Origin of the sequence: Acidovorax sp. (assembly GCF_046314175.1) — a bacterium.
GTDB lineage: Bacteria > Pseudomonadota > Gammaproteobacteria > Burkholderiales > Burkholderiaceae_C > Acidovorax.
Window position 1 is genome coordinate 1 of sequence record NZ_JBKBXG010000113.1, and the last position, 14,310, is coordinate 14,310.

The 14,310-nt window shown below is 64.8% G+C and carries 10 protein-coding genes; 4 read left to right on the top strand and 6 right to left on the bottom strand.

What is annotated here, in order from left to right:
• The coding region (locus ACK4OE_RS22730) for a penicillin acylase family protein (RefSeq protein ID WP_409888377.1) at positions 1-1,854 on the bottom strand (1,854 nt) is incomplete at its 3' end.
• An 89-nt stretch (positions 1,855-1,943) separates the two neighbouring features.
• Positions 1,944-2,873: an FHA domain-containing protein gene (locus tag ACK4OE_RS22735; protein ID WP_409888379.1), complete on the bottom strand. Its 930-nt coding sequence runs from the start codon at positions 2,871-2,873 to the stop codon at positions 1,944-1,946.
• A gap of 307 nt (positions 2,874-3,180) precedes the next feature.
• Here ACK4OE_RS22735 and ACK4OE_RS22740 point away from each other — a divergent pair, with 307 nt between their 5' ends.
• Positions 3,181-3,531 (top strand): hypothetical protein, encoded by a 351-nt coding sequence (locus ACK4OE_RS22740; protein WP_409888381.1) that lies wholly within the window; start codon positions 3,181-3,183, stop codon positions 3,529-3,531.
• Positions 3,532-3,736: 205 nt separating this feature from the next.
• Here the strand turns inward: ACK4OE_RS22740 and ACK4OE_RS22745 are convergent, their stop codons facing one another.
• From ACK4OE_RS22745 to ACK4OE_RS22760, 4 genes are all read right to left on the bottom strand, one after another.
• On the bottom strand, positions 3,737-4,720 hold the full coding sequence (locus tag ACK4OE_RS22745; RefSeq protein ID WP_409888392.1) for an LD-carboxypeptidase: 984 nt from the start codon (positions 4,718-4,720) through the stop codon (positions 3,737-3,739).
• Positions 4,721-4,797: 77 nt separating this feature from the next.
• Complete coding sequence (tadA, locus tag ACK4OE_RS22750) at positions 4,798-6,189, bottom strand: tRNA adenosine(34) deaminase TadA (RefSeq protein WP_409888383.1); 1,392 nt, start codon at positions 6,187-6,189, stop codon at positions 4,798-4,800.
• A gap of 64 nt (positions 6,190-6,253) precedes the next feature.
• A complete protein-coding gene (locus tag ACK4OE_RS22755) occupies positions 6,254-6,502 on the bottom strand; it encodes a hypothetical protein (protein ID WP_409888384.1) in 249 nt (82 codons plus the stop codon).
• Positions 6,503-6,608: 106 nt separating this feature from the next.
• Complete coding sequence (locus ACK4OE_RS22760) at positions 6,609-7,733, bottom strand: branched-chain amino acid ABC transporter substrate-binding protein (RefSeq protein WP_409888394.1); 1,125 nt, start codon at positions 7,731-7,733, stop codon at positions 6,609-6,611.
• Between the two features lie 250 nt (positions 7,734-7,983).
• Between ACK4OE_RS22760 and ACK4OE_RS22765 the strand changes: the two genes are divergently transcribed.
• The 3 genes from ACK4OE_RS22765 (at position 7,984) to ACK4OE_RS22775 (ending at position 14,198) form a co-directional block, all read left to right on the top strand.
• The gene (locus ACK4OE_RS22765; RefSeq protein ID WP_409888386.1) at positions 7,984-9,990 is read left to right on the top strand and encodes a peptidase U32 family protein; all 2,007 of its coding nucleotides are present in this window, start codon (positions 7,984-7,986) and stop codon (positions 9,988-9,990) included.
• A gap of 34 nt (positions 9,991-10,024) precedes the next feature.
• On the top strand, positions 10,025-12,718 hold the full coding sequence (locus tag ACK4OE_RS22770; protein WP_409888388.1) for a cation-translocating P-type ATPase: 2,694 nt from the start codon (positions 10,025-10,027) through the stop codon (positions 12,716-12,718).
• Between the two features lie 196 nt (positions 12,719-12,914).
• Complete coding sequence (locus tag ACK4OE_RS22775; RefSeq protein WP_409888390.1) at positions 12,915-14,198, top strand: O-acetylhomoserine aminocarboxypropyltransferase/cysteine synthase family protein; 1,284 nt, start codon at positions 12,915-12,917, stop codon at positions 14,196-14,198.
• Positions 14,199-14,310: the final 112 nt, after the last annotated feature.

Sequence of the window (14,310 nt, forward strand, 5' to 3'; positions counted from 1 at the left end):
CCGTGTGGTGGCCGGCGACAACTGGTCGGCCTGGATGGCCTGCATCGAGGCGGCGTCATGCCGCGGCCGGAGAGCGAGCAGTTGCTCGATGCGGTCGAAGCGGTAAGGCACCACCCAGTCCTGCCCGAGGAAAAGGTCAGAACCCGCCGGCACCACGCTCTGGTTGGCATTCGAGAACCAGCCTTTTTTGCCGATGACGGTTGCGTCGGCTTGTGGTGTCTGCGCATAAGGCAGCCAGCCGGCCCAGTCATACCGGGCATCCCAGCCCGGCGACGGCGCAACGCCGAGGATGTCGTTGTCCGCCTTGCGCAACGGCACCTTGCCGATGGCCTTGTAGGCAACCTTGCCGGCCACGTCGGCCATCACCACGTTCTGCATCGGCGAGTGGTGGTCGGCATAGGCGGCGATCAGTTCGTCCACCGACTGCGCCTGGTTGGCGCGCAGGGCGGCCACCGCCGTGCGGTTGTCGGTCTCCAGCGCGCTCCAGCGCAGCGAGATCACGTACTTGCCAGTGTCCAGCAGCTCGCCATGGGTTTTCTGCGCGTCGCTGAGCACCGGCCCGTGGCGGCTGCTGCGCACCTGCAGCATGACGTCGGCCTTGCCCTTGACCTTGATGGTTTCGCTGCGGGTCGTGAACGCCGCCCACTGCGCCGGCCCGCTGCCGGGAACGCGGTATTGCTGCGGGTTGGCCGGGTTGATCTGCTCCAGGTAAAGGTCCTGCACGTCGGGGCCGGTGTTGGTAAAGCCCCAGGCCACGCGGTCGGTGCGCCCCAGCACCACAAACGGCAGCCCGGGCAAAGTCGCGCCCACCGCATCAATGGCACCGATGGGTGTCCCGTCAGACGCCTTGCCCGCAGGCGACTGCATGCCTGCAAAGTACCAGATGGCAGGCGCAGACAGCCCCAGATGCGGGTCGTTGGCGAGCAGTGGCTTGCCGCTGACAGTGCGAGTGCCCGCCAGCACCCAGTTGTTGCTGCCCTTGCCTTCGTTGGTGCCCGCGTTGCGCGTCAGCTCGTCAGACCACGCCAGCATGCCAGCGCTGATCTGGCGGGGCAGTGGGCCTTGGCGGCTGCTCGCCTGTGCGGTGGCTGCATGGGCTTGGCCTGCCGCTCCGGGCGCCATGGCTGAAGGCGCAGCGCCACCCGACCGGTACACGCCCAGTTGGCGGTACAACGCGGCCAGGTCGGCAGATGCCGCAGGTGGTTCGCCGGGGTATGGTGGCATCAGCTGCCACAGGCGGTCGGTGTCCAGTATCTTGGCCACCGACAGGCGCGCAAACTCGTTGCCCCAGTTGCCGCCCAGGTCCAGCGCCATCATCAGCGCCCAGCCCACGCTGTCTTCGGGCTCCCACACCGCACCGGTGTCTCCGCCGGGCTTGACGCCCAGAACGTGGAACTCGGGCGACAGCGCCTGCAAGCGGTCTTTGTGAAACGCGTGGATGCCCTGGCTGTAGGCCTGCAGGGCTTCCTTGGCGTACAGCGGCAAGCCGTCGTACTGGCGGCGGGCCGTGCCCATGATGTCCAGCGAGCGCATGAGCTTGTCGGTCTCCAGCGTGGCCTCGCCAAACACTTCCGACAACTGACCGTGCATGACGCGGCGGTTGAACTCCAGCTGCCAGGTACGCTCCTGCGCGTGCACAAACCCCATGGCAAACCAGGCGTCTTGCGGCGTTTGTGCGTGGATGTGGGTCACGTCCGCTGCGTCGCGCTGCACCTGCACTGCGCCGCGCAGCCCGGCCACGCTAAGCTTGCCATCCACCACCGCAAAGCTGCGCTGCACGTACACCGCGGCGCCTGTGCCTGCCAGAAGCACCGCCACCACCAGCCCGACGGCTGTCCGCTTCATCCATGCCATGTCTTGTGTCTCCTGCTTGTTGTGTTGTGCGGTTCAGGCGTTTGCTGCCCGACCATCGCAAGCGGCTCGGGCGCCACGCGCCCGCCGAATCAGCCCAAGTGCACGCTGCTGCCCTGCACCCGAAAATTTATCACCGGGGCACTAGGCTCGTTGAATGACACACCGAGTGCAATCTGGCCCGTGCCATGCAGGATGCAGGTATCCCGCCGCAGACGCACGGGTGAAATGCTGCCGTCAAATCGCACCCAGGTGCCAAAGCTGCTCATGTCGGTCAGCACAAAACCGCTGTTGCGCCAGTCAATGCGTGCGTGCAAACGCGACACGCGGGGGTCGTTGATGCACAGCTGTACATCCGTCGCACGGCCGACATGCACGGGTGCGTCGGTGGAGACAAATGACATGTCCACCCCATGCCATGAGAACTGAATCTGCCCAAGAATGGAATCTGCCGGCGCAAAACTGCTGACCAGCGCCGCCTGCATGGTGAGGGAGTCGGGCGCTTCGTTCTCGCGCCACTCCACCTGGTAGAGCATCAGCAGCTCCGCTTTGCCGCGAATCTCCATCATGCCGAGTTTGCGGTACCAGGCATCGGGCGCAGCGCCTGCCAGCAGCACAGCAGTTTCGGTGGCCCAGATTTCGGCAGGTCCCGCACGTTCGCACAGGCGTGAGGCCACATTGACGGCGTCGCCGTAGCAGTCGCCGTCTACGTCCACGACTTCGCCACTAGCTACGCCTACCCGAATGTCCATGCGCAGGGGCTGAGGCCACCGGTTTAGTCGGACCTGGTGCTGTCGCAGCATGGTCGTCATGGCGGTTACGGCGCTGGACGCATCGCCAAAAATGCCGAGGACTCCATCGCCCAACTTCTTGACGACGCGCCCGCCGTGGGATTCAAACGAATCGCCGATCCATTGGGTGACCTGCGTGACCGCCTCGGTGGCACGCTCGTTGCCCAGCGTTTCATACAAGGACGTGCTGCCTGAAATATCTGCAAAGACCACCGTTGACAACACGTTCATGAACGGGGACCTGTGGGTAACATCATGTGAACCAGTTTAGTGCAAGCCGAATGAAGACGCAGCCACAAAAGCGTCAACAATTCTCAGCGCTGCACTGCAGCGCCGCAGCCATCGCACCAGGCCCGTCCATTAAAAAAAGCACTGGCTTTTCTCCTACCCGAAGTCTTGCCTCAAACACGTAAAACTTGGCAACAGACGGCCCCGGTATGTTGTCTTTACGCAAAAACAGGAGCGCGCCCCTTGTGCCAATCTTCGCTCCCGCGTAACTTGGCCGGCCCTGTTACAAATTCCGCACTGCACCACAGCCATGCGCTGGAACAAGCCCAACGTCCGCAACAGCCTGCACGACCTGCTAGGCCGTGACAAGCCGTCTTCGACGGCCTGGGTGCGCGACCAGGGGCTGGAGGACATCCGCCGCGCCATGCTGCAGTGCCTGGCGGGCGTGTCTGGGTGCGAGGTGGCACGCATGAACATGCGGCTGCGCTATGCTGGCGACATCGAAGCCCTGTGGTACCTGCGCACGGACCTGTTCAACACACTGATTCCCCTGCGCGGCCAGGCCGATGCACAGCGGGTGCTAGACCATGTGACCCCGCTGTTCCAGGGCCAGTTGCCCCGCTCGCTGCGCGCACCTTTGATGCAGCAAATGCACCTCTGACCCCCGCTCATATCGGAGTGATGGCTCAGAGGCTGAGAGTTTTTTAGCCGAGCCCGAAAGGCGCGCGAAAACGCCTCGGATCTAGGCGCAAAGCACAGCCATAGCTCGGGCTATGGCGAGCATTTGCAACGACGAGCCGGGGCGTTTTGGTGTGCAAGGCGGGCATGGATAAAAAACTCTCAGCCTCTCAGCCTCTCAGCCTCTCTCAGTGCTGGTGGCCCCAGTAGATCAGCGCATCGCGCTCCTCTACAGACAATGACACCGTAGCGCCCACGGGCAACAACACCTTGGTCTCCACATGACCGAACGGCAGGTTGGTCAGCACCGGCGCCTTGATCTGGGTGCGCAGCCAGTCCACCACCGTCTGCAGCTTGTAGCCCTTGTCGTGTGGCGCCAGCTTGTAGTTGGTGAACTGGCCCAGCACCACGGCCTTCTGCTGGGCCAGTACACCGGCATGCAGCAATTGGGTCAGCATGCGTTCGATGCGGTAGGGGTGCTCGTGCACGTCTTCCACAAACAGCACCCCTCCCTTGATCTGCGGCAGGTAGGGCGTGCCCACCAGTGATGCCAGCACCGCGAGGTTGCCGCCCCACAGCGTGGCGCTTTTCACATACACATTGGGCACGGCCGGTTTGCCCGTGGCCGCGTTGGGCTGCTCTTTGTTCATGCGCCAGCCTGTGCCTTCGCCGTGGCCGGTCAACAAGTCGTCAAAGCAGGCTTCCATGATGTCGTCGGGCTCGCCCGACACACCAAAATCCGCGCCCAGCGATGGGCCTGCCCACGTGGTGGCGCCGGTTTTGGCCAGCACTGCCAGCTGAAAGGCAGTGAAATCGCTCACACCCACAAAGTGCATGCCTTTTTCAATCGCCTTGGCCACCGCCTTGTAGCGGATGCCCGGCAGGATGCGCGACAGGCCGTAGCCCCCGCGCGAGATCAGCGCCACATCGGCGCCGCTGGCCGCAGCGCGGTGGATGGCGGCCAGCCGGGTGGCGTCGTCGCCCGCAAAACGGGTGTGGGTGGCCAGCGCGTCCTCGTCCACCTCCACGTCATGGCCCAGGGCCTTGAGCCGGGCAATGCCGCGCTTGAAGGCCGCCTTGTCGCGCACCGCACTGGAGGGCGAATAGATATAGATGTGTTTGGGACCATGGTCGTGGTCGCACTGAGAGTGGTCGTGATGGTGGTCGTGCAAAGCGCTCAGGCCCGCCGGGGCCTGCTCCGTAAACAGGGGGATGACCGGCGCTGGATGCGCAAGCACCCGGCCGGAAGTCAGTGCGCGAAGTATTCCACAGCCTGTGCGGCGATGGCCTCGCCGTGCTCCTGCACAAAGTGGCCCGCCTTCGGCAGCACCACGGGCTCGGGGCAGCCTCGGATCACCTGTTGCAGCGCCCGCATCGTGGGCAGGCCCAGCACGGGGTCTTGCGCCCCCACCACCATCAAGCTGCGGCCCTGCCACTGCTGCTGCCAGAACTGGCGGGCCTCACGCGACACGGCGGCGCCGGGGTCATCGGTGGCGGCGGGCACACGTTCGGGAAACGCCCGCAGAGCGGCACGGTAGCCGCGATCAGGAAAAGGCGCGTCGTAGGCCGCGCACTCGGCTTCGGTCAGGTGCGGGTTGCCAGGCGCCAGCAGGCGCCCTACCCCAAACAGCGGCTTGTCGCGGCACATCGCGCGCCAATCGACAAACCCGGCGGGCAACGGCGCATCGCCCGTCGCCAGCAAGGTGTTCATCACCAGCAAGCCGTCAAAACGCTCTGGCATCGCCATGGGCAAGGTCAAGCCCAGAATCCCGCCCCAATCCTGCACCACCAGCACGGTGTTGTGCAGGTCCAGCCGCTCGATCAATTCCAGCAGCGTCTGCCGGTGCCAGTCAAACTGGTGCATGCCCTCTTTCTTAGGCTTGTCGCTTTTGCCAAAGCCGATCAGGTCGGGCGCCACTACGCGGTCGCCCGCCGCCAAAAATGGGGGCAGCATGCGCCGGTACAGATAGCTCCAGGCCGGGTTGCCATGCAGGCACAGCCAGGTGCGTGAGGCATCCCTGGGGCCTTCGTCGAGGGTGTGTAAGCGCAAGCCCGCCAGGCTGGGCAAGTCGCTGATGTAGTGGGGCGCCCACGGGTAGTCGGGCAACGTGGCAAACGCCGCATCGGGCGTGCGCAACGCGTCGTCGCGCAAGGGATGGCGGGCCAGTGCCTCGGTGCGTTGTTGATGGCGGCGCTGGCGGAAAAATCCGCTGAGCAGACCACCACATTCTTCGGCCAGCACCCCGCCCTGCACCTGGGTCTGGTGGTTCAACTCGGCATGCCCAAACAGGTTGAGCACCGAGCCTGCCGCACCCGTTTTGGGCTCTGCCGCGCCGTACACCACCCGCGCCAGCCGCGCATGCAGCATGGCGCCGCTGCACATGGCGCAGGGCTCCAGAGTGACGTACAGGCTGCAGCCGTCCAGCCGGTAGTTGCCCAACCGCTGCGCTGCTGCGCGCAGGGCCACGATCTCGGCATGGGCCGTGGGGTCGTGGCCCTCTACCGGGGCATTGCGGCCGGTGGCGATGACTTGGCCGTCCTTGACCACGATGGCACCCACAGGCACCTCACCTGCGCTGGCGGCCGCTTGCGCCTCGGCCAATGCCAGGCGCATCCAGTGCGTATCGTCGTCAGCGGTCATTACTACTCAATTGATAGCTGGTAGCGCTTTATGGATAAGCGCTAGAGGCCAATTTGACCAATATCTATTTGCCTTCATCCGGCATGGGACGGGCCTGCTGCATCAAGGCGTCCACCTGCTGCTTGACCTGCTGCTGCACCTGTTGGCTCTGGTCACGGACCGAACCCGTGGGTGTTGAAGCGGGAGCGGCAGCGCCAGGGACCGTCTGCAGTGCAGGCACCGCTGTGCGCGTGGCAGACATCTGCTTTTTCACCAGCATGCCCACCAAGGCCAGCGCCACCACCAGCCCGACCAAACCAAACATTGCACGCATGTTTTTGCTCCTTGCCGGGCGCCACGGCCCAGTTGCTACGGGCCGACTGTATCAATGAAAACGACCGCCCAAGGCGGCCGTCGAAAGCACCGTAGCGGCGACAGCGTCAGTTCAGCGCCACGCGGCTGCCGTCCTTGAAGGTGTACAGCGTCACGGCGGGCGTCGTCAGCTCACCCTTGGCGGTGAAGGCGATGTTGGCGGTCACGCCCTTGTATTCGGTTTTGGCAATCAAGGGGCCAAACACTTTGGGGTCCACCGAGTTGGCGCGCTTCATCGCGTCGGCCAGCACCATCGCAGCGTCGTAGGCATAGGGACTGTAGATCTGAAACTGGCCCGGGAACTTGGCGTCGTAGCGCTTCTTCCAGTCAGCGCCGCCCTGCATCTTGTCCACCGACGCACCGCCAGTGGCGCAAGTCACATTCTTCAAGGCCGGTGTCTTACCCGACAACTCGGGCAGCTTTTCGGTGCACAGCGCATCGCCACCAAAATACTTCACCTGCCCCAAGCCCAATTGCTCCATCTGGCGCAGCATGGGGCCGGCTTGGGCGTCCAGACCACCGTAGAAGATCGCGTCAGGCTTCTTGTTCTTGATGGCCGTGAGGATGGCCATGAAATCGGTGGCCTTGTCGTTGGTGAACTCCTCGGCCACCACTTTCAGGCCCTTTTGTTGTGCGGTGGCCTTGAAGACCGAGGCCACGCCCTGGCCATACGCCGTGCGGTCGTCAATGATGGCCACGCTCTTGAGCTTCTGATGGTCAGCACCAAACAGTGCCAGCGCCGCGCCCAGCGAGTTGTCGTTGGCGATCAGTCGGAAGGTGGTCTTGTGGCCGGGCCGGGTCAGGTCGGGGTTGGAGGCCGAGGCCGTGATGTGCGGCAGATCGCACTTGGCATAAATGGCCGATGCCGGGATGGAGGTGCCCGACTGCAGGTGCCCCACCACGCCAGCCACCTTCTGGTCGCACAGCTTTTGCGCCACGGCGGTGGCCTGGCGCGGGTCGCCTGCGTCGTCTTCGGCCGCAATTTCAAACTTGATCTTCTTGCCGCCGATCACAAGGTTCTGGGCGTTCAGGTCGTCAATGGCCAGGCGCACACCGTTTTCGGTGTCCTTGCCGATATGGGCAATGCCGCCCGACACGGGGCCTGCGTGGGCGATCTTCACGGTTTGCACGTCCTGCGCGGCGGCACTGGCAGCGGCCAGCGAACAGACGGCCAAAACAGCAGCAGTTGACAGAGAAAAACGGAATGACAAAGAAGGACGCAACACGGTGAAAGTCTCCAGATTCTGTAAAAAGCAGTTCTACACCGCACCAATATGGGGCGCGACGAGGCCCGCATCCTAGCCACTGCGGTCGCCAAAATTCACCCGTTGCTATGCAAACTTAGCAATTTGCCAGGTCATTAACGCGGCTAATGCGGCTGACAGATTGGCGATATCGCGGATTGCGCCCACGCGATGAAGCACGCTGGGATAATCCTGGCCCATGTCTCTCCTGCCCCACCAGCTCGAACTGCTCTCGCCCGCCCGCGACGCAGACATTGGCATCGAAGCCATCAACCACGGCGCTGACGCCGTCTACATCGGCGGCCCCGCGTTTGGCGCACGCGCCAGCGCGGGCAATGACATCCGGGACATCGAGCGCCTGGTGAAGCACGCGCACCGATTCAACAGTCGCATCTTCATCACACTCAACACCATCCTGCGCGACGACGAGCTGGAGGCCGCGCGCCAGATGGCATGGCAGGTGTACGAGGCCGGGGCCGATGCGCTGATCATCCAGGACATGGGCTTGCTCGAAATCGACGACCTGCCGCCCATCCAGTTGCACGCCAGCACCCAGACCGACATCCGCACGCCCGAAAAAGCGCGGTTTTTGCAAGACGCCGGCCTGTCGCAGATAGTGCTGGCGCGCGAGCTGACGGTGCAGCAGATCGCTGCCGTACACAAGGCCCTGGGCCCAGTCGATGCGCCCGGCCGCGCCAACATCGAGTTCTTCATCCACGGCGCACTGTGCGTTGCCTACAGCGGCCAGTGCAACATCAGCCATGCGCAGACAGGCCGCAGCGCCAACCGCGGCGACTGCAGCCAGGCCTGCCGCCTGCCCTACCAGGTGACCGACGCCCACGGCCGCTTCATCGCGCACGACAAGCACGTGCTGAGCATGAAGGACAACAACCAGAGCGACAACCTGCGCGCGCTCATCGACGCGGGTGTGCGCAGCTTCAAGATCGAAGGCCGCTACAAGGACATGGGCTATGTGAAGAACATCACGGCCCACTACCGCACCCTGCTCGACGAGATCATTGAAGAACGCGAAGCCCAGGGCCGGCCGCTCTCCCGCTCGTCGAGCGGGCGCACCACCTTCACCTTCACGCCCGACCCGCTGCAGAACTTCAACCGCGAGTTCACCGACTACTTCGTCACCGGCCGCAAAGAAGACATTGGCGCGTTCGACACACCCAAAAACCCCGGCCAGGCCATCGGCTGGGTGACCAAGGTGGGCCCGGACTTTGTCGAGCTGGAAGTGAGCGACCCCAGCACGGTGCTGCACAACGGCGACGGCCTGTGCTACTACGACCTGCACAAGGAGCTGATCGGCATGGCCATCAACGTCGCCGAGCCCGTATCCCCACGCAGCGTGAGCCAGTGGCGCGTGTACCCCAAGGACCCGATGGAGGGCTTCAAGGACTTGCGCAAAGGCACCGAGGTCAACCGCAACCGCGACTTGGTCGGGGTGCGCACGCTCGAGAAAAAATCCAGCGACCGCCGCATCGGCCTGTGGGCGCACCTGAGCGAGACCCCCACCGGCTTCAGCCTGATGCTGACCGACGAAGACGGCAATGTGGGCTGCGCCGAGGTGCAGCAACCGCACCAAAACGCCGCCGATACTGCCAAGGCCGAAGCCAGCCTGCGCGAGCAGCTGGGCCGCTTTGGCGCCAGCATCTTTGCGGTGCATGACATCGCACTGCAGTTGTCCCAGCCCTGGTTCGTGCCCGCCTCGGTGCTCAACGCGCTGCGCCGCGATGCACTGGCCGACCTGGAGGCCAACCGCGCAAACAATTTCGAGCGCCTGCAACGCGCGACGCCCGTCGAGCCCCCTGCCCCATACCCCGACGACACGCTGAGCTTTCTGGGCAATGTGTTCAACCACAAGGCGCACGACTTCTACGTGCGCCACGGTGTCAAGGTGATCGACGCGGCCTACGAGGCACACGAAGAAGAAGGCGAAGTCAGCCTCATGATCACCAAACACTGCGTGCGTTTTTCGATGAGCCTGTGCCCCAAGCAGGCCAAGGGCGTGACCGGTGTGCAGGGCACCATCAAAGCCGAACCCTTGATGTTGATCAATGGCAAGGAGAAGCTGACCTTGCGCTTTGATTGCAAGCCCTGTGAAATGCATGTGGTGGGCAAGATCAAGCGCCAGGTGCTGAACCAGGCCAAAGAGATCCCCCTGACCTTCTACAAAGCCCGGCCGCACAGCGCCCATTGACGCCGCATGCGGCCGTCGCCACACGGATTGCCGCATGTCCCCAGTCAACCAGCCCCACCTGCACCCCGCCGAGGCGGTCGCGCAGGCCCACGGCGTCAACCCCTATGACGGCCTGCAAGCCGACGAGGCCCTGCGCCGCAGCGCCACCCATGGTGCCAATGACCTCGTCGCCACCCAAAGCCGCACCTGGTGGCACCTGCTGGCCGAACAGTTCAAGGACTTCATGGTGCTGGTGCTGCTGGGCGCAGCAGTGGTGTCAGGCCTGGTGGGCGAGCCGACAGACACGATCGTGATTCTGGTCATCGTGGTGCTGAACGCGGTCATCGGGTTCGTACAGGCCTGGCGCGCCGACAAGGCCATGGCCGCGCTGCGCCAGCTGGCGGCGGCACAGGCCACGGTGCTGCGCAACGGCGAGGTGCAGGTGGTGCCCGCCAGCGTGCTGGTGCCGGGCGACATCGTGCTGCTGGAAGCGGGCAACCAGATCCCGGCCGACCTGCGGCTGATCGAGATCGCGCAGCTGCAAGTGGATGAATCAGCCCTCACCGGCGAGTCCGTCACGGTGGCCAAGCAGACCGAGGCCCTGGCCGCGCCCGACGTAGGCGCCTTGGGCGACCAGACCAACATGGCCTTCAAGGGCACTACCGCCACGCACGGCAGGGCGCGGGGCCTGGTGGTGGCCACCGGCATGCACACCGAGCTGGGCAAGGTGGCGTCGCTGCTGGACACCAGTGACCGCAGTACGCCGCTGCAGCTGCGCCTGGCGGCCTTTGGCAAGCGCCTAGCCATTGCGGTGCTGGGCATCTGTGTGGTGATTTTCAGTGCGGGCGTGCTACGCGGCGAATCGCCGCTACTGATGGCGTTAACCGCCATAAGCCTGGCCGTCGCCGCCATCCCCGAGGCATTGCCTGCGGTGGTGACGGTGTTGCTGGCCCTGGGCGCACGCCGCATGGTGGCGGTGAATGCACTGGTGCGGCGCCTGCCGTCGGTCGAAACGCTGGGCTCGGTCACCACCATCTGCTCGGACAAGACGGGCACCCTCACCCAGAACCGCATGCATGCCGAACTGCTGATCGCCCATGGCGTGCGCTGGGTGCCCGGCGACCCAATGCCCGGCCCGGCCCATGCCGAGGCCCTGCGCGCCGCCGCCCTGTGCAACGACGCCACGCTGCAAACAAGCACCGACGCGGCGAAACCCGGCACCCATTGGCAGGGAGACCCCACCGAGACCGCGCTGGTGCTGGCAGCGCATGCGGGCGGGCTGGACAAGGCGCAGCTCGACGCCACCCAGCCCCGCGTGCAGGAGCAGCCGTTTGACTCCGACCGCAAGCGCATGACCACGTTTCACCACGATGGCAAAAGCTTTGTGGCCTACACCAAGGGCGCACCAGAATCCGTGTTGCCGCGCTGCACCGGGTATTGGAGCCCCGAGGGCACCGCAGCACTTGACCCGGCCGCCGTGCTGGCCACCGCCAACACGCTGGCCGCCCAGGGCCTGCGTGTGCTGGCCTTGGCCCGCCGCAGCCACACGCGCCTGCCCGACACCAACGACATCGACGCGGTAGAAAACCAGCTGGAGCTGCTGGGCCTGATCGCCCTCATCGACCCGCCCCGCGCCGAGGCCCAGGCGGCAGTACGCGACTGCATCAGCGCCGGCATCACGCCGGTGATGATCACGGGCGACCACCCCGCCACCGCGCGCGCCATCGCGCTGCGCCTGGGCATCGTCACCAGCACCGACGCGCCCGTGCTGACCGGTGCCGACCTGGCCACGCTGGACGAAGCCGCGCTGCGCGCACGGGTGGAGCAAGTCCACGTCTATGCCCGCGTGGACCCTGCGCAAAAGATCCGCATCGTCGAGGCGCTGCAGGCCCAGGGCCACTTTGTGGCCATGACGGGCGACGGCGTGAACGACGCCCCGGCCCTCAAACGTGCCGACATTGGCATTGCCATGGGCAAAGGCGGCACCGATGTGGCGCGCGAGGCATCCAGCCTGGTGCTGCTGGACGACAACTTCGCCACCATCGTCGCGGCCGTGCGCGAGGGCCGCCGCATCTACGACAACATCCGCAAGTTTGTGCGCTACACCATGACCAGCAACTCCGGCGAGATCTGGACGATCTTTCTGGCCCCACTGCTGCTCTTGCCCATTCCGCTGCTGCCCATCCACATCCTGTGGATCAACCTGGTGACCGACGGCCTGCCCGGCCTGGCGTTGGCGGCCGAGCCCGCCGAGCGCGGCATCATGCAGCGCCCGCCGCGCGCACCCACCGAGAGCATGTTTGCCGGGGGCATGTGGCAACACATCCTGGGCGTGGGCCTGCTCATTGGCGGGCTGTGCCTGGGCGTGCAGGCCTGGGCAATACACACCGGCCACGCACACTGGCAGACCATGGTGTTCACCGTGCTCACGCTGGCGCAGATGGCCCACGTCATCGCCATCCGCTCCGAATCCGAACCCATCTGGCGCCTGGGCCTGCTCAGCAACCGCCCGCTGCTGGCCGCCGTGGCGCTGACCTTTGCCCTGCAGATGGCCACCATCTACGTGCCCTGGCTCAACCCCATCTTCAAGACTGCACCGCTGAGCCTGGGCGAACTGGGCATTTGCATTGCAGCAGCGCTGGTCGTGCTGGTGGTGGTAGAAATTGAAAAGGCTTGGCGCCGTGGGCGCAGGGCAAGCTCCCAGCCAGCGACCACGGCAGACACGGCAGTAGACGGGCGCGCTTCGTAGCCTCCCTGGGGAGCGCAAACCTGCACTCCCCGCCATAAGCACATAGCAAACGATTCGATCAGTGGGCTTCCGCCTCGGTCAGTTGCAGTGCAAAAATGCCCCACGCAGCCCTGCTGCGTTACGCAGCACACGGCCTTGCCGAACCGCTGGCCGGCGCGCTACCCTCCAGATCCACTCAAGAAAAGAGACAACATCCATGCAGATCGAAACCCTGGCCGTACACGCTGGCTACAGCCCCGACCCCACCACAAAGGCCGTGGCCGTGCCCATCTACCAGACGGTGGCCTATGCATTTGACAGCGCCCAGCACGGGGCCGACCTGTTCGATTTGAAGGTGCCGGGCAACATCTACACGCGCATCATGAACCCCACCACCGACGTGCTCGAAAAGCGCGTCGCGGCACTCGAAGGCGGCATCGCCGCGCTGGCCGTGGCCTCGGGCATGGCCGCCATCACCTATGCCATCCAGACGATTGCCGAGGCGGGCGACAACATCGTATCGGCGAGCACGCTCTACGGCGGCACCTACAACCTGTTTGCCCACACGCTGCCGCAGCAAGGCATCACCACCCGATTTGCCGACCCGCGCGACCCGGCCAGCTTTGCGCAGCACATCGATACACGCACCAAGGCGATCTTCATCGAGTCCATCGGCAACCCACTGGGCAATGTGACCGACATTGCCGCGCTGGCCAAGGTAGCGCACGACCACGGCGTGCCGCTGATCGTGGACAACACGGTGCCCAGCCCCTACCTGCTGCGCCCCATCGAGCATGGTGCCGACATCGTGGTGCACTCGCTCACCAAGTACCTGGGCGGACACGGCAACAGCGTGGGCGGCGCAATCGTGGACAGCGGCAAGTTCCCGTGGGCCGAGCACAAGGCGCGGTTCCCGCGCTTGAACGAGCCCGATGTGAGCTACCACGGCGTGGTCTACACCGAGGCCCTGGGCCCTGCCGCCTTCATCGGCCGCGCGCGCGTGGTGCCGCTGCGCAACATGGGCGCCACGCTGGCACCGCTCAACGCCTTCCTGATCCTGCAAGGCATCGAAACGCTGGCGCTGCGCATGGACCGCATCTGCGACAACACGCTGGCCATCGCCAAGTACCTGCAGGTCCATCCCAAGGTGGAATGGGTGCGCTACGCCGGTTTGCCTGACCACCCGGACCACGCGCTGGTGCAGCGCCAGTCGGGTGGCAGGGCGTCGGGCATTTTGAGCTTTGGCGTCAAGAACAGCGACGCCGACCCGCGTGCTGCCGGTGCGCGCTTTTTGGATGCGCTGCAACTCTTCACGCGCCTGGTCAACATTGGCGACGCAAAGTCACTGGCCACGCACCCCGCGTCGACCACCCACCGCCAGCTCAACCCCGAAGAGCTGGCCAAGGCGGGTGTGAGCGAGGGCATGGTGCGGTTGTCGGTGGGCATCGAGCACATCGACGACCTGCAGGCTGACCTGGCCCAGGCGCTGGACAAGGTGTGATGGCGGCACAGATTTCAAGCTTTTTTGGCCTCTAGCGCTTATCCATAAAGCGCTAGTAGCTATGATTTTTGATGTCTCTCTACGCCGGTGTTGGAATGGTATTGAAGCCATG

Excerpts from the sequence above, each read along its gene's own strand:
- ACK4OE_RS22735 (WP_409888379.1), bottom strand. The coding sequence starts at position 2,873 with ATGAACGTGTTGTCAACGGTGGTCTTTGCAGATATTTCAGGCAGCACG.
- ACK4OE_RS22740 (WP_409888381.1), top strand. The coding sequence starts at position 3,181 with ATGCGCTGGAACAAGCCCAACGTCCGCAACAGCCTGCACGACCTGCTA.
- tadA (WP_409888383.1), bottom strand. The coding sequence starts at position 6,189 with ATGACCGCTGACGACGATACGCACTGGATGCGCCTGGCATTGGCCGAG.
- ACK4OE_RS22755 (WP_409888384.1), bottom strand. The coding sequence starts at position 6,502 with ATGCGTGCAATGTTTGGTTTGGTCGGGCTGGTGGTGGCGCTGGCCTTG.
- ACK4OE_RS22765 (WP_409888386.1), top strand. The coding sequence starts at position 7,984 with ATGTCTCTCCTGCCCCACCAGCTCGAACTGCTCTCGCCCGCCCGCGAC.
- ACK4OE_RS22770 (WP_409888388.1), top strand. The coding sequence starts at position 10,025 with ATGTCCCCAGTCAACCAGCCCCACCTGCACCCCGCCGAGGCGGTCGCG.
- ACK4OE_RS22775 (WP_409888390.1), top strand. The coding sequence starts at position 12,915 with ATGCAGATCGAAACCCTGGCCGTACACGCTGGCTACAGCCCCGACCCC.